General features: G+C 75.5%; 17 protein-coding genes. 11 read left to right on the top strand and 6 right to left on the bottom strand.

Annotated features, from left to right (window positions below; genetic code table 11):
- Positions 1–2: 2 nt before the first annotated feature.
- Positions 3–2,042, bottom strand: coding sequence for a serine/threonine-protein kinase (locus J4557_RS40085; protein WP_243777123.1), 2,040 nt, complete (start codon positions 2,040–2,042; stop codon positions 3–5).
- On the opposite strand from J4557_RS40085, the gene J4557_RS50245 reads away from it, so the two are divergent.
- Positions 1,978–2,607 carry a hypothetical protein gene (locus tag J4557_RS50245; protein WP_243777136.1) on the top strand — a complete coding sequence of 210 codons (630 nt, stop codon included), beginning with the start codon at positions 1,978–1,980 and terminating at the stop codon, positions 2,605–2,607. The two genes, J4557_RS40085 and J4557_RS50245, sit on opposite strands and share 65 nt — an antisense overlap.
- Here the strand turns inward: J4557_RS50245 and J4557_RS40080 are convergent.
- Entirely contained in the window at positions 2,570–3,817 is a 1,248-nt protein-coding gene (locus J4557_RS40080; protein WP_307800486.1) for a hypothetical protein, read from the bottom strand. The genes J4557_RS50245 and J4557_RS40080 overlap by 38 nt on opposite strands.
- Before the next feature lie 297 nt (positions 3,818–4,114).
- On the opposite strand from J4557_RS40080, the gene J4557_RS40075 reads away from it, so the two are divergent.
- The 3 genes from J4557_RS40075 (at position 4,115) to J4557_RS51260 (ending at position 9,682) form a co-directional block, all read left to right on the top strand.
- A complete protein-coding gene (locus tag J4557_RS40075; RefSeq protein ID WP_208272049.1) occupies positions 4,115–5,515 on the top strand; it encodes a hemolysin family protein in 1,401 nt (466 codons plus the stop codon).
- The gene (locus tag J4557_RS40070; protein WP_208272048.1) at positions 5,503–6,519 is read left to right on the top strand and encodes a hemolysin family protein; all 1,017 of its coding nucleotides are present in this window, start codon (positions 5,503–5,505) and stop codon (positions 6,517–6,519) included. The genes J4557_RS40075 and J4557_RS40070 overlap by 13 nt, the downstream gene beginning before the upstream one ends.
- Before the next feature lie 121 nt (positions 6,520–6,640).
- Positions 6,641–9,682, top strand: coding sequence for a hypothetical protein (locus J4557_RS51260; protein WP_208272047.1), 3,042 nt, complete (start codon positions 6,641–6,643; stop codon positions 9,680–9,682).
- Here J4557_RS51260 and J4557_RS40060 read toward each other — a convergent pair whose 3' ends face one another.
- Both J4557_RS40060 and J4557_RS40055 read right to left on the bottom strand, forming a co-directional pair.
- Entirely contained in the window at positions 9,683–10,075 is a 393-nt protein-coding gene (locus tag J4557_RS40060) for a phage holin family protein (RefSeq protein ID WP_307800485.1), read from the bottom strand. It abuts the gene before it with no gap.
- Between the two features lie 109 nt (positions 10,076–10,184).
- Positions 10,185–10,700 (bottom strand): hypothetical protein, encoded by a 516-nt coding sequence (locus J4557_RS40055; protein ID WP_208272045.1) that lies wholly within the window; start codon positions 10,698–10,700, stop codon positions 10,185–10,187.
- A 196-nt stretch (positions 10,701–10,896) separates the two neighbouring features.
- Here J4557_RS40055 and J4557_RS40050 point away from each other — a divergent pair, with 196 nt between their 5' ends.
- Both J4557_RS40050 and recQ read left to right on the top strand, forming a co-directional pair.
- Entirely contained in the window at positions 10,897–11,550 is a 654-nt protein-coding gene (locus tag J4557_RS40050; RefSeq protein ID WP_208272044.1) for an HAD family hydrolase, read from the top strand.
- Positions 11,551–11,596: 46 nt separating this feature from the next.
- Positions 11,597–13,435: a DNA helicase RecQ gene (recQ, locus tag J4557_RS40045; protein WP_208272043.1), complete on the top strand. Its 1,839-nt coding sequence runs from the start codon at positions 11,597–11,599 to the stop codon at positions 13,433–13,435.
- A gap of 22 nt (positions 13,436–13,457) precedes the next feature.
- On the opposite strand, the gene J4557_RS40040 is transcribed toward recQ, so the two are convergent.
- Positions 13,458–14,804 carry a flavin monoamine oxidase family protein gene (locus tag J4557_RS40040; protein ID WP_208272042.1) on the bottom strand — a complete coding sequence of 449 codons (1,347 nt, stop codon included), beginning with the start codon at positions 14,802–14,804 and terminating at the stop codon, positions 13,458–13,460.
- A gap of 58 nt (positions 14,805–14,862) precedes the next feature.
- Here J4557_RS40040 and J4557_RS40035 point away from each other — a divergent pair, with 58 nt between their 5' ends.
- The 5 genes from J4557_RS40035 to J4557_RS40015 all read left to right on the top strand — a co-directional run bounded on the left by J4557_RS40035 (position 14,863) and on the right by J4557_RS40015 (position 18,664).
- Positions 14,863–15,462 carry a TetR/AcrR family transcriptional regulator gene (locus J4557_RS40035; protein ID WP_208272041.1) on the top strand — a complete coding sequence of 200 codons (600 nt, stop codon included), beginning with the start codon at positions 14,863–14,865 and terminating at the stop codon, positions 15,460–15,462.
- Between the two features lie 102 nt (positions 15,463–15,564).
- Complete coding sequence (locus J4557_RS40030; RefSeq protein WP_208272040.1) at positions 15,565–16,029, top strand: DUF5666 domain-containing protein; 465 nt, start codon at positions 15,565–15,567, stop codon at positions 16,027–16,029.
- Positions 16,030–16,117: 88 nt separating this feature from the next.
- Complete coding sequence (locus J4557_RS40025; protein ID WP_208272039.1) at positions 16,118–16,474, top strand: DUF1801 domain-containing protein; 357 nt, start codon at positions 16,118–16,120, stop codon at positions 16,472–16,474.
- A gap of 154 nt (positions 16,475–16,628) precedes the next feature.
- On the top strand, positions 16,629–17,303 hold the full coding sequence (locus tag J4557_RS40020; protein ID WP_208272038.1) for a response regulator transcription factor: 675 nt from the start codon (positions 16,629–16,631) through the stop codon (positions 17,301–17,303).
- Positions 17,300–18,664, top strand: coding sequence for a sensor histidine kinase (locus J4557_RS40015; RefSeq protein ID WP_208272037.1), 1,365 nt, complete (start codon positions 17,300–17,302; stop codon positions 18,662–18,664). The genes J4557_RS40020 and J4557_RS40015 overlap by 4 nt, the downstream gene beginning before the upstream one ends.
- Here the strand turns inward: J4557_RS40015 and J4557_RS40005 are convergent.
- Positions 18,657–19,490 carry a glycoside hydrolase domain-containing protein gene (locus J4557_RS40005; protein WP_243777107.1) on the bottom strand — a complete coding sequence of 278 codons (834 nt, stop codon included), beginning with the start codon at positions 19,488–19,490 and terminating at the stop codon, positions 18,657–18,659. The genes J4557_RS40015 and J4557_RS40005 overlap by 8 nt on opposite strands.
- Positions 19,491–19,510: the final 20 nt, after the last annotated feature.

The raw sequence follows: 19,510 nt of genomic DNA, 5'->3' as shown, positions 1-19,510 counted from the left end.
CGTCAGAACAGCGTCCTCGGGCGGACGGCGTTGGCGCGCTTCACCATCGCGTGGCGGTGTCCCGGGCCGTCCGCGAGCTTGGCGAGCACCCGGTAAGTCTCCTCCAGCTTCGCCCGCAGTCGAGGCTCTTCCAGCGGGATGCCGAGGATGTCCTTTTCCGGTCGCAGCTGCGCCGGGGTCCGGTCGGCGCGCAGCCAGCCGAGCGCGGCCTCCAGCACCTCCGCCACGAACGCCGAGTACCGCTCGGTGTCCAGCCGGAGCGACCGCAGCCGCCGCCCCGCGTCCACCAGCGCCGCCGCGTTCAGCTCCCCGGCCGGACGCCCCCGCACCGCCGCGCCGATCGCGCCGAGCTGCGCGGCCAGGTAGTGGCTGGAGATGCGCGGCACCGAGTCCAGCACGCGTCCCGCGCTGCCCCGGTCGCCGCCCGCCAGGTACGCGCGGGCCAGCCCGAACGCGGCGCTGACGTGCGTCGGGTCGGTGCGCCAGACCGTCGCGTAGAAGCGCCCGGCGGCCACGTGCTCGCCCAGCAGCTCCTTGCAGAAGCCGAGCGCGAGCTTCGGCGCCTGCTCGCCCGGCATCAGGTCGTACAGGTCGGAGAACACGGCGGCGGCGTCGGCGGCGCGGCCGTCCGCCAGCGCTCGGGCGCCCCGGTACCAGTCGACCCGCCAGTCGTCGGGCTGCTCGGCCTCCAGCTCCCCCAGCAGCCGCGCGGCGACGTCCAGGTCGCCCAGCTCGATCCGGACCCGGACCAGCGCGAACCGCACCTCCCGCGACGCCACCGGCGCGGCCGCCAGCGCCGCCGCGAGGTCGCCCGGGTCGCGGGCGGTCAGCCCGGCGAGGAACGCGGCGGCCGGGTCCGAGCCGTGCACGAGCGGGACGGGCAGCGCGATCGCCGCCGCGCCCGGCTCCAGCGGCGCCAGCACCGGCGTCGCGCCGTCGCGCGCCGGATCGGGGTCGATGATGTCGGTCCCGGCGGTGTGCTGCTCGGGGCCGAACAGCGGCGACGGCGCCGGGCGGGCCTTCCCGTCCTCCGCCGACAGCACCTCGCGCAGCACCCCGGTCAGCTGCTCGGCCATCTCCGCCGCGCTCTGGAACCGGCGCGCCGGATCGGGATGCGTCGCCCGGCGCAGCAGCCGGTGGTACGACTCGTGCCGCTGGAACAGCGGCACCTCCTCGCGCGGCGGCAGGCTGCGCAGATGCCGCCGCGTGTAGCCGCGGAACGGGAAGCTCAGCACGGCGAGGGTCCGGCCGACCGTGTACAGGTCCGACACGATCGACGGGCCCGACGAGCCGATCTCCGGCGCCTGGTAGCCGGGGGTGCCGAAGATGGGGCTGTCCACGTCGAACGCGCGCCGCACGCCGCCGAGGTCGATCAGCTTCAGCTGCTCCTCGGACTGGATCGCGTTGTCCGGCTTGAAGTCGCAGTACAGCAGCCCGACACCGTGCAGGTAGCCGAGCGCGCTCAGCACCTCCAGGCCGTAGGCCAGCACCTGCCCGAGCGGCAGCGCCGCCTGGTCGCCCTCCTCCTCGCGGCGCGCGAGCAGGATCTCCTTGAGCGAGCGCCCGCCGACGTACTCCATCACGATGTAGCCGGAGTCGCCGTGCCGCACGAAGTTGTAGATCTTGACGATGTTGGGGTGCTCGACCTCGGCGAGGAACGCCCGCTCGGCCGCCGCGGCGGCGAGGGAGTCGGCGTCGCCGGTGTCCAGCAGGCCCTTCAGCACCACCCACCGCTCGCTGACGTTGTGGTCGCGCGCCAGGTACACCCAGCCGAGCCCGCCGTGCGCGAGGCAGCCCAGCACCTCGTACTGGCCGCCGAGCAGCTCGCCCGGCTTCAGCTTCGGGGTGAAGGAGAACCGGTGCCCGCAGGTCGCGCAGAACCCCTCGGTGCGGCCCGGCCGCCCGTCCCGGCCGCGGCCGACCTTCTCGCCGCACCGGCTGCAGTACCGCCGGTTCTCCGGGACCTCCGGGTTCTCCATGATCGCGGACGCGGGGTCGCGGAACGGGACCGGCGGCACCTCGACCAGCCCGGCGCCGAGCATCCCGCGCCGCGCGGACCCGCTGGAGCCCGTCCCGCGCGTCCCGCCGCGGGACGCGGTGCGGCCCGAACTCCCGGACCCGCCGGTCGGCTCGCTGCGCGACCCGCCCGGCCCGCCCGATCCGCCCGGCCCGCTCGACCCGGGGGTCCCCGAGGGAACGGACGGGCCGGACGGTCCCGTCCCGGGCGCCGGAGCGCCGGCCGGCCGGGGCGCGGGCCGCTCGACCGACGTCGCCGGCGCGTTCACCACCGTCACCGGAGCCGGCGCGACCGCCGCCACCGGCACGACCGGCCCGGACCTGCCGGAAGGCGGCCCGGCCGGGAGCCCGCCGGGCGCCCCGGTCACCGGCCCGGACGGCGGCGCGGACGATGGCCCGGTCACCGGCCCAGGCGGCGCGGACGGCGGGCCGGTCACCGGCACGGAGCCGCCCGGGTCCGCGGGCGGCGGCTCCGCGAGGGGCGCCATCCCGCACACGTCGCAGAAGCCGTCCTCGCCGACCTCGCCGGTGCAGCCGGGCTGGGTGCATCGGGTCATCTGGTCCCCGTCCCGTCGTTCTCGCGCGCCCTGATCGCGCGCTGGTACTCGGCCAGCAGCGCGGTCGCACGGCGCAGGTCGCACGGCGCCGACCACAGCACGTCCCGGGCCCGCCCGTGCAGTGCCGTGAGCGCCTCGTCCTCGGCGAGGCCGAGCCGCGCCGCCTTCGCCCGGTACGCCTCCAGGCGCCCGCGCAGCTCGCCCCGCCGGTCGAGGAGCCCCTCGCTGAGACGCAGATCGTCGCGCGCCCGTTCCAGCGCCTGCGCCGCCGCGCTCTCCAGCGCCGCGACCCGGCCCGCCATCTCCACCCAGCGGCCCGCCTCCCGCAGCCGCTCCAGGGCGGCGAGCCGGTCCCGCAGCCCTTCCCCGAGCCCCCGCGACGGCGCCGGCACGTTCGGCGCGTGGATCTTCAGCAGCACCGTCGCGTGCGCCTCGCGGGCCCGCCGCTCGGTGTCCTCGACCCGCTCGATCGCCTCGCCGAGGCCCGCGACCAGCTCGGCGTACTCGTCGCGGAGCCGCGCCACCCCCGCCAGCTCGTCGCCGATCGACCGCAGCGACGCGCGGACCCGGTCCAGCCGCACGGTATCGGGACGGCCGCCGGGGCACAGCGACAGCGGATCGGTGCGGACCAGCCGGCCGAGCGCCGTCAGCTCGCGGCCCAGCCGGTCCAGCTCCGGATGCCGGGTGCCGTCGAGGGAGTGCGCCAGCCGCGCCGTCCGCTGCCAGCTCTCCTCCGCCTCCTCCAGCGGCTTCAGCAGCGCCGACCACGCCGCGTCCGCCGCCGCGACCTCCTTCGCCACGAAGGCGAACGCGTCGGACATCATCCCGACCGCCTCGTCCAGCGTCGCGCGCTTCTCCTGCGGGCCGAGCAGCGTCCGGTCTTCGAGGGGGATCTCACCGTCCGGCAGTTCCACCGACCGCCCCGACAGCATCCCGGTGAGCTCCACGAGCGTCGGCACGTCCGGGCGCGGCGACCGGCCGCGCAGCGCGCACGCCGCGTCCAGCACCCGCTGGTAGGCGTCGAAGACCTGCCACAGCAGCGTCAGCCTGGCTCCCACCTTCTCCCAGCGCCGCCACGTCTCCCCGGTGAGCCGGGCGCCCTTCAGCAGCCGGACGCCGGTGTGGCCGTCGAGCTCCAGCAGGGACGCCGCGATCCGCTCCCGCTCCGCGCCGAGCGTCCTGAGGGCATGGTCGACCCCCTCCCGGCTCATGGGCGCGGCGGCCCCGGCCCCGCTCTCGTCCACCTCAGCCCCGCGTTCGGTTCTCTCGGTCCCCGTGCGCACCCTCGTTCCGGCGGCCTGGGAGCAAAGGACCGCTCAAGTATCGGGCACGCTCTCTCCAACAAGTGTGATCCGTGACACTTGGCGACACAAGCGCCTGTCCCCGCGGGACAGGCCACCGCGCCGGTGGGACGATCGGCGCGGGACCTTACCCTGGTGCGCCGGGAACCTCGCCGCCCGAGGCGGCGTTACGCAGGTAGGCCCAGATGAAAGGAGTGGTGAGTCCGCGGTGTCGGACCCCAGTCATAGACCCGGTGCCCCATGCTGAGCGCGGCGCTGGGACTGCTCGCGGTGATCGTTCTCACCGCAGCCACCGGATACTTCGTCGCCCAGGAATTCGCCTACGTCGCCGCCGACCGCGCGTCCCTCGAGCAGGCCGCCGCGCGCGGCGACGCGTCCGCCCGGCGGGCCGTGAAGGTCATCGGCCGGCTGTCGTTCATGCTGTCGGGCGCGCAGCTCGGCATCACGATGACCACGCTGGTCGTCGGGTTCATCGCCAAGCCCGCCCTGGCCGAGCTGATCCGGCCGCTGCTGGACGCCGCGGGCGTGCCCGAGGGCGCCACCGGCGCGATCGCGCTGGCCGCCGGGTTCGTGCTGGCCACGCTGATCCAGATGCTGCTGGGCGAGCTGTTCCCCAAGAACCTCGCCCTGGCCCGTGCCGAGTCGCTGGCGCGCGCGCTGGCCGGGTCCACGCTCGTCTACCTGACCGTCGCGGGCCCGCTGATCCGGCTGTTCGACCGCGCCGCCGAGCGGCTGCTGCGCCTCGTCGGCGTCGAACCCGTCGACGAGCTCCACAGCGGCGCCACCCTCGAGGAGCTCGGCGACATCATCGGCAAGTCGCAGAGCTCCGGCCACCTGCCCGCGGACCTGTCCGGCCTCCTCGACCGCGCCCTGTCGTTCGGCGACCTCACCGCCGACGAGGTCATGGTCCCGCGCCCGCAGGTCAGCACGCTGCCCTCCACCGCGCCCGCCGCCGACCTCGTCGCGCTGATCCGCGAGACCGGGCACAGCGCCTACCCCGTGTACGACGGCGAGGTCGACGACGTCATCGGCGTCGCCGGGGTCCGCGAGGTCGCCGACGACGCCCTCGACCCGTCCACCCCGGTCGGGAGGATCGCCCGGCCCGCGCTGCTCGTCCCCGGCAGCCAGCCGCTGTACGGCGTCATCGAGCGGATGCGCGAGTCCGGCGAGGAGTTCGCCTGCGTCGTCGACGAGTACGGCGGCCTCGCCGGCATCCTCACCTTCGAGGACGTCGCCGAGGAGCTCGTCGGCGAGATCGCCGACGAGACCGACGCCCGCGAGGACGCCCCGACCAGCGGCCCCGACGGGTCCTGGCTGGTCGACGCCGGCATGCGCATCGACGAGGTCGGCCGCCTCACCGGCCTCGACCTGCCCGAGGGCGACGCCTACGACACCCTCGGCGGCCTCGTCATGGCCGAGCTGCGCCGCCTCCCCTGCCCCGGCGACCGCCTCACCGTCGCCCTGGACGGCGCGTCCGGGCACGCCGAGCTGGAGGTCGTCAGCGTGGCCCGCCGCGTCGCCGAGAAGATCCGGATCCGCACCGCCGCGGCCCCGGCGCCGTCCGGCCGGCCGGAGATCTCCGACCCGCCGTGCGCCGCCGCGCCGTCCCCGGACGCCGAGGAGGTGTCATGGACCCGCTGACCTCCCTGCTCGTCACCGTCCTGCTGCTGATCGGGAACGGCTTCTTCGTCGCGTCGGAGTTCGCGCTCGTCGCCGCCAACCGGTCCCAGCTCGAACGCGCCGCCGGCAAGGGCAGCCGCCCCGCCGCGGCGGCCGTCGCGGGCGTCCGCGAGCTGTCGCTGATGCTCGCCGGCGCGCAGTTCGGCATCACGATGTGCTCGCTGGGGCTCGCGATCGTCACCGAGCCCGCGTTCGAGCACCTCCTCGAACCGCCCCTGCACGCCATCGGCGTCCCCGAGGCCGGCGCCAAGGCCGCCGCCCTCGCCTGCGCCCTCGGCGTCATCACCTTCCTGCACATGGTCGTCGGCGAGATGGCGCCGAAGTCCTGGGCCATCGTGAACCCGGAGCGCTCCGCGGTCCTGCTCGCGCTGCCGTTCCGCGGGTTCGCGAAGGTGTCCCGGCCGATCCTCGCCGCGCTGAACGCCACGACCAACGGGCTCCTGCGGCTCGTCCGGGTCACGCCCCGCGACGAGCTGGACAGCCACACCGACCCGGCCCGGCTCAGCCACCTGGTCGGCGAGTCCCGCCGCCTCGGCCTCATCGGGCGCCACGACCACGAGCTGCTCCGCCGCGCGATCTCCGCGCGCGAGGCCACCGTCCGGCACCTGGTCATCCCCGCCTCGTCGGTGACCACGATCGACGCGGGCGCGTCCGCCGCCGACATCCGCCGCACCGCGACCGCGAGCGGCCACAGCCGCCTCCTCGTCCGCGGCCCGGACGGCACCGCGACCGGCATCGTGCACGTCCGCGCCGCCATCACCGAACCGGACGGCGACCGGCCCGCCGGCGAGCTCGCCTACCCGGCGCCGGCCCTCACCGCGGAGACCACCGTCCTCGACGCCGTCAGCCGGATGCGCCGCGCCCGCGCGCAGCTCGCCGTCGTCAACGGCGACCGGGGCGGGTTCGCCGGGATCGTCACCCTCGACGACCTCCTGGCCGAGCTCCTCGCCACCAACCCGCACTGACCGGTGAAGATCATCACGCGCCTCCGCGCGGGCCACGGGTGATCGTTTCCATGTGAGACGTTAGACGCGGGCAAAAGGGGACACATACGGCCCCGGGTCGATCTGGGACGGGATGGCGTAGGTGAACCACTCAACGGAACCCAACGAGCCGGACGGCGCGCCGGAGCCCGAGCTCGACGCCCGTCCAGACCTGGAGACGCTGCCGCTGACCGAGGCCCCGGCGGAGGAGACGCCGGCCCTCGGCGTGGAGGAGGTCTCCTGGGGCGGTCCCGAACTCGTCGAGAACGTCTACGCGCCACTGGCGGAGAAGTACGAGCATCTCCAGTCAGGGCTCGAGGACGACGCGCTCGGCTGGACGGCCCAGCTCGACGCGCTCCGGGCCCTCCGGGGCGGACGCGTCGCCGGCGACTGGGAGACCCTTGCCCGCCTCCTCGTCGCCCCCGGCACCCTCGAAGAGCCGGGCGCCCTTGAAGAGACCGGTGCGGTACGCCTCGTCCGGACGGGGGACGAGGCGGAGAGCGTCCGGGCCCTCATCGCGGACCTCAAGGCCGCCGGCGAGCGCACCCTGCTGCTCGCCCCCACCCCCGAGAAGGCCGCCGAGCTCCTCGACGCCGTCCAGGAGGCCCCGGAGATCCTCACCCTCCTCATCGAGACCCAGCCGCCCCGGCCGCCCGCGCCGCCGTCCGCGCCGCCGTCCGTGCCGCCCGCGCCGTCCGTGCCGCCGTCCGTGCCCCCGTCCGCGCCGCCCGCTCCGGCTCCCGTCCGGCCCGCCGGGTCCGACGAGACCCTCAAGCTTCCGACGCTCCCCGACGAACCGCCCGCCGCCACCTCAGCGGAGCCCACCGTCCCAGCGGAGCCCACCGCCCCCGAGGCCGTCCAGCCGCAGGAGGAGGCCACCGCGGCGCCGGTCCGAGACGACTTCGGCTCCCACGGGACCGTCGAGTTCAAGCCGGTGACCGGCCTCCCCGACCCCGGCGCGGGAGTGACGCGCGCTGAGCCCCTCCCCGGCGCGCTCGCTGACGGCATGCCCGAGGCGGGCGCCGCGGACGCGACGCGAGCCGAACCGCTGCCCGCCCTCGCAGAAGACGACCTCCAGTCCAGCGCGGACGCGACGCGCGCGGAGGCGCTTCCCGGCCCCTTGGCGGACGGCGAGCAGCCCGCAGTGCCCGAACGTCCCGAACCCGGCGCGAGCGCGGACGTCCCGATCTCGGCGGAGGCGACGGCGGCCCATGCGCTGCCCGGACGACCGGGCGACGACGCTGGAGTCCCGTCCGGTGGTGCGAGTGCCCCGGACTCCACGGAGACCCTGGCCCTCCCCGTCCAGGCGGCCGAGGAGGGGAGCCCTGGCGCGGCGCCGGCGGAAGCCCAGCACGGCGAGGCCGGGGCGCGTCCTGACGTCCCGACCGGAGGAGGAGCCGCAGAGGCGACGCTGAGCGATGCGCCCGAAGATGTGGTCTGGGAGACCGGCGCGCACTCGGAGGGTGCGGCACCGGCGGAGGACGGCTCGGCGCTGTCCGGGCAGGCCGATGAGGTCTATGAGCGCATGGAGGGCGCGTCGGAGGCCGCGGAGGCGGGGGCGGTGGGGGCCGCGTTGCGGGCCGCCGGCGAGGGGTGGCCGCGGGCGTGGCGGGCCGAGGCGGGCGCGCTGCGGCGCGGGTTGATGCTGCTGGAGCAGTGGCCCCGGGACGTGGAGGCGCTGGCGGCGGTGCGGGCGGACGCGGCCGCGCGGAAGGAGGCGCTGGACGCGGAGCTGGCGCGCCTGGCCAGCGCGATCGAGGAGGCGCGGGACGGGGCGCAGAGCGCGGAGGAGCGGGCCGCCGAGGCGGAGGCCGAGGCGGAACGGCTGGTCGTGGTCCAGCGGGAGGCGGAGGAGGAACTGGCCGGCCCGCGCGCGGAGGCGGAGCGGTTGCAGGCGATCGCGGACGCGGCGGGCGTCGAGGCGAGCGAGCTGACGCGGGTGGCGGACGAGGCGTTCGCGCGGTGCATGCAGCTGGAACAGCGGGCCCATGAGGCGCAGAACGAGTTGCGGGACGCACAGCAGGTGGAGGCGTCGCTGAAGGATGAGCTGGCGCGCGCGCAGGCGGCGCTGCCGGCGGCGATGGAGGAGGCGGACAGGCTGGCCGCCGTGGACGCCGACGCGTCGGCGGAGGGGCACGCGGCCTACTACCGGCTGGTGTCGGCGGAGTCGGCGCTGGCGGCGGTGCGGCGGAAGATGACGCTGACGCAGCGGCTGCATGTGGCGGCGCCGCCGTCGAACCTGCGGAGCGTCCGGGCGGAGGTACGGGCGCGGGCACGGGAGGCCGACGAGGCGGCCAAGCGCGCGCAGGAGGCGAAGGACGCTGCGGAGCGGGCGGAGGCGCACCGGCAGGGCCTCGCGACGTTCGTGGCGGAGAGCGGGCCGCGGCTGGCGACGGCGCGGGAGGCGCAGGAGCGGCTGACGACGGAGCTGGCGTGGCTGGCGACGGAGCGGGAGACGGCGGGCGCGGAGCACCAGGAGCAGGCGCGGCGCGCGGCGGAGGCGGTGGACCGGGCGACGCAGGCGGGCCTGGAGGCGCGGGCCGCGCAGCAGGCGGCGCGGGCGATCGAGGAGCGGGTGGAGGCCGCGCGGACGGGCCGGGAGGAGGCTCTCGCGGCGATGGAACGGGCGCGCGCGGACACGGAGGCGGCGGTGGCGCGCGCCGCGGAGGGCCGGGCGGAGCTCGACCGGCGCGGCGCGGAGGGCCAGGCGGAGACGGCCGCCGCCGAGGCCGACGTGCAGGCGGCGACGGAGACGGAGGCGCGGTCGCGGGAGAAGGTCCGGGAGGTGTTCGGGGCGGACCCGGCGGACGATCCCGAGGTGTTCGGGGAGCACCGGCGGGCGGCGATGGCCCGGATCGAGGAGCTGGGCGGGCTCCTGGGGGGCGGCGAGGCGGACGGCGCCGCGCTGCTGCCCGCCGCGGACCTGGTGGTCGGGACACCGGTGGGCGTGGGGGCGGCGGTGCCGGGCGAGCGGTTCGGCGCGCTGGTCGCGGTGGGCGTGCTCGACGACGCGGACTTCCTGGTCGGCGCCGTCAGGGCGGCCCGCTGGATCCTCGTGGGCCCACCCGGCGACGAGCAGCCGGGGCACGGGACGTTCGCGCGCTGCGCGGTCGCCGCACCCCGGCTGGTGGAGGACGGAGGCTAGTCAGTCCCGGTCGTCGTCATCGTCGTCGCCGGGGACGAGGACGTGCAGGAGCCAGCCGACGACGCCGACGACGATCGCGCCCCAGAAGGCGGGCCAGAACCCGCTGACGTGGAACGGCAGGTCGAGGCGGCCGGCGACGGCGCTGGTCAGCCAGAGCAGCAGGCCGTTCACGACGAGGCCGATGAGGCCGAGGGTGAGGATGTAGAAGGCACAGCCGAGCGTCTTCACGATCGGCTTGATGACGGCGTTGACCAGGCCGAAGATGACCGCGACGCAGAGCAGTGTCAGCGCGCGGTGGGCGGTGTCCCGGCCGGTGAGCGTGATGCCGTCGATCAGCGCGGTGGCGGCCCAGAGGGCGATCGCGGTGATGACGACCTTGATGAGGATGCGCACACCACGAGGATCGTAGGGGAAGGTCGCGAAATTCATCCCTCTGCGCGGCGATTCGCCACCGGTGCGGCTCATCATCCGGAACGACCGGGGTCGGCCCGGCGGACGGGCGTCAGTCGGCCCGGTCGAAGAACGGGGAGCGGGCGGAGACCTGGGAGCGGGGTCCGCCACGGGGGGCGCGCGGCGCGGACGCGGCAGGCGAGGGGGCGGGCGCGGCGGGGGCGGGGGCGGACGGCGCGGCGGCGCCCTGGCGCGACAGCGGCGGCGTACCCGCGGCAGCGGGCGCCGACGGCGCGGGGCCGCCGTTCTGCCGGGCGCGGGCGAGTTCGCGCTGGAGCCGGCGCTTCTCCATCTCGAGGGTGGTCAGCGACTCCTCGTGCTCCTCGCGCAGGTAGCGCAGGTCGCGGCGGGCGCGCAGGAGGCGGCCGGCGCCGGCGAAGGTGAGCATCGTGCCGACGACGAAGACGACGGCGACGGCCGCGCCGGCGAGGAAGACCTGCCACTCGTTGTGGATGCCGGGGATGGCCTGGCCGAAGGCGGTGAGGTGGGAGGGGTCGGTGTTGTCCATGATGATCCCGGCGGCGACCGCGGCGGCCGCGGCGAGCAGGAGCAGTCCGATGAACGCCATGTGCAGATCTCCTCTGCGGTGACTCCGGAGGGGGTTCGGAGGCCCACCACCATGCCAGACGGGAAGCCGATCATGTCGAATTCGTCGGATAAATCCAGGTCAGAGGGCTTTAGTCCGATTGGCGACCCGAGGTTGCCCACCGAGCGCGGTGGGTAATGATCGTTGCCGTAGGCGGTGCCGATTCCCGGGAGGAACCATGCCCTTGGAGGCCATCGTTTTCGACCTGGACGGCGTGCTGATCGACTCCGAACCGGTGTGGGAGGAGGTGCGGCGCGGCTACGTCGCGTCCCGCGGCGGGCGGTGGCTGCCCGACACGCAGCAGCGCCTCATGGGCATGAGCACCGTGGAGTGGGCCCGCTACATCGCGGCCGACCTCGTCGACGGCGTCACCGCGGAGGAGGTCGCCTACGCGGTGATCGACGAGATGTCCCAGCGGTACGCGGCGGGGCCGCCGCTGCTGCCGGGCGCCGAGGACGCCGTCCGCCGGCTCGCCGCGTTCCGCCCGCTCGGCCTCGCCAGCTCGTCCCCGCCCGCGCTGATCGACCTGGTGCTCGGGCATCTCAGGGTGGACGCGCTGTTCCGCGCGACCCTGTCCACGGAGGAGGTCGACGCCGGCAAGCCCGCGCCGGACGGCTACCTCGCCGTGGCCGCGCAGCTGGGGGTCCCGCCCGGGGACTGCGTCGCGGTCGAGGACTCGAGCAACGGCCTGCGCTCCGCGCACGCGGCCGGGATGACGGTGATCGCGGTCCCGCGCGAGGCGCACCCGCCCTCGGACGACGCGCTCGCGCTCGCCGCGCACGTCGCGAAGGACCTCGACGAGCTGACGCCCGCCCTGCTCACCGCCCTGTGAACCCGTCCCGGGGACGGCTGTCGGCGGGCGCTCATAGGATGGGCCGATGGCCTCCCCCGACTTCCTCGAGACCCCGGAGACACTGGACACGCTGCGGCGCGTGTTCGGATACGACGCGTTCCGGGACGGGCAGCGGGAGATCATCGAGCACGTCGTCGGGGGCGGGGACGCCCTCGTCCTGATGCCGACCGGCGGCGGCAAGTCGCTGTGCTACCAGATCCCGTCGCTGGTCCGGAAGGGCACCGGCGTCGTGATCTCGCCGCTGATCGCGCTCATGCAGGACCAGGTGGACGCGCTGCGCGCGCTCGGCGTCAGCGCCGGCTTCCTCAACTCCACGCAGGACCTCGACGAGCGCCGCGTCGTGGAGGCCCAGTTCCTCGCGGGCGAGCTCGACCTGCTCTACCTCGCGCCGGAGCGGCTGCGCGTCCCGGCGGCGGTCGAGCTGCTCGACCGGGGCGACGTCGCGCTGTTCGCGATCGACGAGGCGCACTGCGTGTCGCAGTGGGGGCACGACTTCCGGCCCGACTACCTGATGCTGTCCGGCCTGCACGAACGCTGGCCGGACGTGCCGCGCATCGCGCTGACCGCGACCGCGACGGAGGCGACCCGCACCGAGATCGCGTCCCGGCTCCGGCTGGAGGACGCCCGGCACTTCGTCGCGAGCTTCGACCGCCCGAACATCCAGTACCGGATCGAGCCGAAGACCGACGCGAAGCGGCAGCTGCTCCGGCTGCTGCAGACCGAGCACCAGGGCGACGCGGGCATCGTGTACTGCCTGTCCCGCAACTCGGTCGAGAAGCACGCCGCGTTCCTCACCGAGAACGGCATCGAGGCCCTCCCGTACCACGCGGGCCTCGACGCGGGGACGCGCGCCGCGAACCAGGCGCGGTTCCTGCGCGAGGACGGCCTCGTCATCGTCGCGACGATCGCGTTCGGCATGGGCATCGACAAGCCGGACGTCCGGTTCGTCGCGCACCTCGACCTGCCCAAGTCCGTCGAGGGCTACTACCAGGAGACGGGGCGCGCCGGGCGCGACGGGCTGCCGTCCACGGCCTGGCTCGCCTACGGGCTGCAGGACGTCGTCAACCTCCGCAAGATGATCGACTCCGGGGAGGGCGACGCCGCGTTCCGCCGCCGCCAGTCCCTGCACCTGGACGCGATGCTGGCGCTCTGCGAGACCGTCGAGTGCCGCCGCGTCCAGCTGCTGAACTACTTCGGGCAGCCCGGCGAGCCGTGCGGCAACTGCGACACGTGCCTGTCCCCGCCCGAGACGTGGGACGCGACCGTCCCGGCGCAGAAGGTGCTCTCGGTGATCGTCCGGCTGGAGCGGGAGCGGCGGCAGAAGTTCGGCGCCGGCCACATCATCGACATCCTGCTCGGCAAGAAGAACGCCAAGGTCATCCAGTTCGACCACGACGCGCTGAAGTCGTTCGGCATCGGCACGGAGCTGCGCGAGGCGGAGTGGCGCGGCGTCGTCCGGCAGCTGCTGGCGCAGGGCCTCGTCGCGGTCGAGAGCAACCACGGCACGCTCGTCCTGACCGAGGCGAGCGCGGGCGTGCTGCGCGGCGAGCGCACGGTGCCGATGCGCCGCGAACCCGAACGGACCCCGCCGAAGGCGGCGAAGGCCGCGAAGGACCGCAAGGCGCCCGTCGAGCTGCCCGCCGAGGCGGCGCCGCTGTTCGAGCGGCTCCGCGCCTGGCGCGCCGCCACCGCCAAGGAGCAGGGCGTCCCCGCCTACGTCATCTTCCACGACGCGACGCTCCGCGAGATCGCGACGGCGCGGCCGTCGTCCCTCGCCGAGCTGGGCAAGGTGAGCGGCGTCGGCGAGAACAAGCTCGCGAAGTACGGCGAGCAGGTCCTGGAGACCCTCGCCGAAACGGCCTGAACCCTCGCCACGCCCTGATCCCTCAGGTGAGGGCGGCGGCGACCTCGCGGGCGGCGCGGTGGCCGGACTCCACGGCGCCGTCCATGTACCCGGCCCAGCGCGTGGCGGTCTCGGTGCCGGCCCAGTGCAGCGGCCCGACGGGCCTGCGCAGGGCGGGACCGAACCGCGTCAGGGTGCCGGGCGTGGCGAACGCGCCGTAGCAGCCGCGCGAGTACTCCTCCTCCGCCCAGTCCCGCTCGATGAACGCGATCGGGTCGCGGGCGCGCGGGCCGAAGTACCCGGCGAGGTCGGCGAGGACCCGCTCGCGGCGCGACGCCGGGTCGAGCCGCGCGGCGGCGTCGGCGTGCCGTCCCTCCAGGAACCCGACGAGCACCCCCGGCGACCCGCTCTCCGGGGTGTTGTCGAAGACGACGGCGAACCCGCGGCGGTCGCTGTTGGCCTGGCCGCTGAAGCCGTCCGCGCGCCAGAACGGCTCGCCGTACACGACGTTCACCTTGATCACGCGGCCCATCGGCAGGCGCTGGGCGAGCTGGTCGCGGTCGCCGGGCAGGCCGGGCGCGTACCGGATGCGGGCGGCGAGCGGCGGCGGGACGGCGATGACGGCGCGCCGGGCCCGCACCTCCGCGCGGGGCGCGCGGAGCCGGACGGAACCGTCCGTCCAGGCGATCTCGGTGACGGGCGCGTCCAGGACGACCCGGTCGCCCAGCTCGTCGGCCAGGGCGAGCGCGATCCGCTGGGAGCCGCCGGAGACGCGGTCCTGCTGCGCGCCGCCGGTCGTCTCGATCAGCGGGTCGAGGCCGCCGGCGGACGCGACGTAGAAGGCCGCCCACAGCGCGGACATGTCGTCCGGCTCCGCCGCGAACACCGCCTGCGTGATCAGCCGCATGAACGAGCGGCCCGCGCGCGTGCGCAGGTTCCGCCGGATCCAGGTGCCGAAGGTGCGGCCGTCGAGCCGCGCGGCGTGCGCGGCGGCCCACGGCTCGTCCACCGGGATGCGGCGGGCGAGCCGGTCGAGGCGTGCGGAGCCCTGGCCGATGTCGAGGATCGCGGCCGGGGAGAGGCGCGGAACGCGTCCCTTGTACTCGCTGCGGCGCCCGCCGAACTCGGCGATGTGCCGTCCCTGGTCGTACGTCGGGTAGGTGGTGAGGCCGAGGTCGCGGATCAGCGCGAGCACCTCGTCCTGCCCGGGCCCGACCCACTGGCCGCCGACCTCGATCGGCTCGCCGCCGGGGAGTTCGCCGTTCAGCAGGCGCCCGCCGACCCGGTCGCGGGCCTCCAGGACGACGGCGTCATGCCCGTCCCGGACCAGGTCGCGGGCCGCGACCAGCCCCGCCGCGCCCGCTCCGACGATCGCGACCTCGGCCTCCATGGCGCCTCCCCATACGTACCGCATCTCACATACGTCTTGTATGTGTTATACATGCCGCGTGGAGCATGTCAAGAGCCGGCGCGAGCAGTACGTCGAGAGCACCCGGACGGCCCTCCTCGACACCGGGCGCCGCCACTTCACCGAGCGCGGCTTCGCCGACGTCTCCGCCGAGGAGCTGGTCCGCGCCGCCGGACTCACCCGCGGAGCCCTGTACCACCACTTCAACGGCAAGCAGGGCCTGTTCGAGGCCGTCTTCGAGGAGTACGAGGACGAGGCCGCCCAGCGCATCGCCGCCGCGGTGGCCGGCGCGGGCGGCGACCCGTGGCACCGCGGCATCGCCGGGATCCGGGCGTTCCTCGACATCTGCGCCGAGCCCGGCTACCGCCAGATCGTCCTGCTCCAGGGCCCCATCGCGCTCGGCTGGCAGCGCTGGCGCGAGCTGGACCAGCGCTACCTCGGCGCCCTCCTGGAGGACGGCCTCACCGCGATCCTCGGCGCCGCCCCCGCCCACTCGCTGCCCCTCACGGCCGCCGCCCTGTACGGCGCGCTCACCGAGCTCGCCCTCACCATCGCCGACGCCGCCGACCCCGCGCAGGCCCGCGACCAGGCCGTCCAGCTCGTCGCCGCGATGCTGAAGGGCGTGCGCACGTTCCACTGAGCGGTCCGAAGACGCACCGGCAGGAGACGCACAGCCGATTCCCAGGGTTCTCCCAGGATCCGCGCCGGGCTCCTACCAGCCGCCCCCGCTTCAATGGCCACCATGCGAACCAACAGGAAGACCATCGCCGCCGGGGCCGGCGCCGCCGGACTGCTCGGGCTCGGCCTGTACCTCGCCGTCCCCGCCGCCGCGAACTCCGCCCCGTCCCCCTCCCCCTCCGCGACGACCGCGGCGCCGAAGGCGCACCCCGGCCACGGCAGGCGCCTGGCCGCCCTCCGCCGCGTCCGCGGCGTGCACGGCGAGGCCACCGTCCGCGGCAAGGACGGCTTCCACCTCGCCGACTGGCAGCGCGGAAAGATCACCGGCATCTCCGGGACGACCCTCACCGTCCGCAGCGCCGACGGCGCCACCTGGACCTGGACCACCAACGGCGACACCCGCGTCCGCAAGGACGGCGGCAAGTCGACGCTGTCCGCGCTGACCAGCGGCGCACAGGTGTTCGTGCTCGGCGAGCGCTCCGGCGACACCCGCACCGCCAAGTTCGTCCGCCAGCCGAAGAAGGACTGACTCCTGAGAACTCCCCGGAAAAAGTTCCGGGGAGGATGTCGATCCGCGCCGGGGCCGGACGACGCGTTGGTGACGAGAGGAGATCGCGATGCCGAAGTTCACCAGCGTGCAGGAGTACATGGAGGCCGTCCCGGCGCAGCTCAGGGACGTCGCGGAGAAGGCGGCCGCAGTGGTCGGGGCGGCGCTGCCGGGCCTGGACGCGGCGCTGTGGCACGGGCAGCCGACCTGGAGCCGCGGCGGCGCGCCCGGCCGGGACCCGCTCTGCTTCGTGAAGGCGTACCCGAACCACGTGACGCTCGGGCTGTGGCGCGGCCAGGACGTCGACGACCCGTCCGGCCGGCTCGAACCGAACAGCCGCAGGATGGCGTCCGTGAAGCTGCGCACCCTGGACGACATCGACCCGGACCTGTTCGCCGGCTGGCTCGCCCGGGCCGCGAAGCTCTGACCTTCACGGGCCGGGCGGGCCGGGCGGGCCGGCCGGGCCGGGCCGCGCGGGCGGGGCGAGCGCTCCGGCCTGGGAAGGCGCCGGCGGAAGGTAGTTTCGGGGCAGGGACGGCGGCCGGGCGCGGTGCCCGGCCGGAGGCCGACGGCGGGAGCGCATGAGCGAGAACCGACGGGTGCTCGTCGTGGACGACGAGGCCAACATCCGCGACCTCATCGAGGTCGCGCTGCGCTTCCACGGCTTCGCCACCGTAACGGCCGCGTCCGGGGAGGACGCGCTGCGCGCGGCCGCCGGCGAGCGGCCCGACCTCGTCCTGCTGGACGTCATGCTCCCCGACCTCGACGGGTTCGAGGTGTGCCGGCGGCTCCGCGCGGGCGGCGACCAGGTCCCGGTGATCTTCCTGACCGCGCGGGACACCCCGTCCGACACCGTCACCGGGCTCACCCTCGGCGGCGACGACTACGTCACCAAGCCGTTCTCGATCGAGGCGCTCATCGCCCGGGTGCGGGCGGTGCTGCGGCGGGCCGCGCCACCCGCCGGCGGGGTGCTGCGCGTCGCCGACCTGGAACTCGACGAGGGGCAGTGGACGGTCCGCCGCGGCGGCGTCGAGGTGGACCTGTCCCCGACGGAGTTCCGGCTGCTCGCGCACCTGATGCGCAACGCCGGGATGGTGCTGTCGCGCGCCCAGCTGCTGGAGGGCGTCTGGGGCTGGGACCACGGCAACCCGCAGGTCGTCGAGACCTACATCAGCTACCTGCGGCGCAAGCTCGACCCGCTGGGCACGCCGCTCATCCACACCCAGCGCGGGGTGGGGTACGCGCTGCGGCCATGACGCTCAACGCCCGGCTGCTCGCCGGCCTGATCGCCGTCACCCTCGCCGGGCTGACGGTCATGGGGCTGGTCAGCGCGCTCGTCCTGCACGGGTACCTGATGCACCGGGTGGACGGGCAGCTCCAGGCCACCCGCGACCGGGCGGTCGCGCGGCTGGTCCGGCCGGGGCTGCCCGAGCAGGGCGTGGCGCCGGCCCGGTTCGTGGTGCTGGCGGTCGGGCCGAACGGGCGGGTGCGGGTGCTCAGCGGGGACGCGCCGGCGCCGGACCACGCGGTCAGCGAGGTCGAGCACCTCGGCACCGCCGGCCTCGCCGCCCGCGCGCGGTCGCTCGAACCGTTCTCCCTGCCCGGGCTGCGCGCCGTCGCCCGCCCCTGGCGCAACGGCACCGTCGTCGTCGCCTCCCCGCTGGACGAGATCCACTCGGCCGTCCGGAACCTGGTCCTCACCGAGGTCGCCACCGGCGCGCTGCTGCTCGCCCTGCTCGCCCTGCTCGGCCGGTGGCTGATCCACCGCGGGCTGCTGCCGCTGGACCGGATGGCCGCGACCGCGCAGGCGATCACCGCGGGCGGCGACCTGCGCGCCCGCATGCCCGGCCCCGGCCACCGCACCGAGACCGCCCGGCTCGCCACCGCCATCAACGTCATGCTCGACCGGATCGAGCAGGCGTTCTGGGCCCGCAGCCGCTCCGAGGCCCGCGTCCGCGCGTTCGCCGCCGACGCCTCGCACGAGCTGCGCACCCCGCTGACCACCATCCAGGGCTACGCCGAGCTGTACCGGCACGGCGCCCTCGGCCCGGACGAGCTGCCCGACGCGATGCGCCGCATCGAGGACGAGGCCGGAAGGATGAACCGGCTGGTCACCGACCTGCTCGAACTCGCCCGCCTCGACCGGGAGGCCGCCGTCCGGCCCGCGCCGACCGACCTCGTCGCGCTGGCCAGGGACGCGGTGGCGGACGCGACCGCCGCCTCGCCCGGCCATCCCGTCCGGCTCGACGCGCCCGGCGAGCTCATGGCGGACGTCGACGAGGCCCGCATCCGGCAGGTCTTCGCGAACCTCCTCGCCAACGTCGCCGCGCACACCCCGCCGGGGACGCCCGCGACGATCCGGCTCGCGCCCGGCGTCATCGAGGTCGCCGACGAGGGCCCCGGGATGGCGCCCGAGGACGCGGCCCGCGCGTTCGAGCGCTTCCACCGCGCCGGGCACGGCGGCACCGGCACCGGCCTGGGCCTGCCCATCGTCGCGGCCATCGCCGCCGCCCACGGCGGGCGCGCCGAACTCCGCTCCCGCCCGTCGGGCGGGACGACCGTCCGCATCACCCTTCCCGAGCCGCCCCCGCCCGAGCCGCCCCCGCCCGTCAGGTGACCGGCGACTCCCACGCGGCCCTCCAGGTCGCCGGGCCGACGACCCCGTCCACGCCGAGCCCCTTCTCGGCCTGGAACGACCGGCACACCGCCTCCGACGCGGGGCCGTAGGCGCCGTCCGCCGCGATGGACCAGCCCCGCGCCCGCATCCGCGCCTGCCACGTCCGCACGTCGTCGCCGCGCATGACGGGCGGCTGCGTGATGTACCGGCCGGGCCACGCGGGGGCGTGCGGTGCGGAGACGCCGCCCGCCTTCCACTGCCCGTAGTCGTCGTGGACGGCCCGGTCGTAGTCGACCCCCACCCCGTTGATCCGGTGGTCGTTCGAGTACTGCCGGAGCTGCGCGCGAGAGTCCCAGTTGCCGCCCGACCACGCGTACGTCTGCCACCCGAAGGTGATCTTCTTGGCGTCGAAGGCCCGCTTGACCGGCCAGTACCCGCCGTACAGGCCCACCCGCCCGCGCCCGAGGACGGACGCCGCGCCGTCCGCGTAGGCGTTGATCGCCGCCTGCTGCTCCGGCGTCGCGTCGAAGTCGACCGCGAAGTAGACCGGCCGGTCCGCGGGCATCCCGCAGGCCTTCGCCTGGGCCGCGGCGTCCCGCGCGTCGGCGGCGCCGCCGTCCCGCCCCGAGAGCGCCCGCGACGCCGTGCTCTCCCACACGACGACCAGCCACAGGCCGGCCGCGGACAGCTCGCGCGCCTCGGCGGCCGTCAGGTTCTTGCCGATCGTGTCGTGCGAGAGGTAGCGGCAGACGAAGACCGCCCCCGCCTTGCGCAGCGCGGACGCACCCGGGCGTCCCCACGCGTAGTCGACACCGAACACGCTCATCCCGCCGTCCCTTCCCCGGG

The sequence above is a fragment of the Actinomadura nitritigenes genome, from assembly GCF_017573545.1.
GTDB classification, from domain to species: Bacteria; Actinomycetota; Actinomycetes; order Streptosporangiales; family Streptosporangiaceae; genus Spirillospora; species Spirillospora nitritigenes.
This window is presented reverse-complemented; position numbering and strand designations above follow the sequence as displayed.

Excerpts from the sequence above, each read along its gene's own strand:
- J4557_RS50245 (WP_243777136.1), top strand. The coding sequence starts at position 1,978 with ATGATCGCGGACGCGGGGTCGCGGAACGGGACCGGCGGCACCTCGACC.
- J4557_RS40085 (WP_243777123.1), bottom strand. The coding sequence starts at position 2,042 with ATGCTCGGCGCCGGGCTGGTCGAGGTGCCGCCGGTCCCGTTCCGCGAC.
- J4557_RS40075 (WP_208272049.1), top strand. The coding sequence starts at position 4,115 with ATGCTGAGCGCGGCGCTGGGACTGCTCGCGGTGATCGTTCTCACCGCA.
- J4557_RS40070 (WP_208272048.1), top strand. The coding sequence starts at position 5,503 with ATGGACCCGCTGACCTCCCTGCTCGTCACCGTCCTGCTGCTGATCGGG.
- J4557_RS40055 (WP_208272045.1), bottom strand. The coding sequence starts at position 10,700 with ATGGCGTTCATCGGACTGCTCCTGCTCGCCGCGGCCGCCGCGGTCGCC.
- J4557_RS40050 (WP_208272044.1), top strand. The coding sequence starts at position 10,897 with ATGCCCTTGGAGGCCATCGTTTTCGACCTGGACGGCGTGCTGATCGAC.
- recQ (WP_208272043.1), top strand. The coding sequence starts at position 11,597 with ATGGCCTCCCCCGACTTCCTCGAGACCCCGGAGACACTGGACACGCTG.
- J4557_RS40040 (WP_208272042.1), bottom strand. The coding sequence starts at position 14,804 with ATGGAGGCCGAGGTCGCGATCGTCGGAGCGGGCGCGGCGGGGCTGGTC.
- J4557_RS40030 (WP_208272040.1), top strand. The coding sequence starts at position 15,565 with ATGCGAACCAACAGGAAGACCATCGCCGCCGGGGCCGGCGCCGCCGGA.
- J4557_RS40025 (WP_208272039.1), top strand. The coding sequence starts at position 16,118 with ATGCCGAAGTTCACCAGCGTGCAGGAGTACATGGAGGCCGTCCCGGCG.
- J4557_RS40020 (WP_208272038.1), top strand. The coding sequence starts at position 16,629 with ATGAGCGAGAACCGACGGGTGCTCGTCGTGGACGACGAGGCCAACATC.
- J4557_RS40015 (WP_208272037.1), top strand. The coding sequence starts at position 17,300 with ATGACGCTCAACGCCCGGCTGCTCGCCGGCCTGATCGCCGTCACCCTC.
- J4557_RS40005 (WP_243777107.1), bottom strand. The coding sequence starts at position 19,490 with ATGAGCGTGTTCGGTGTCGACTACGCGTGGGGACGCCCGGGTGCGTCC.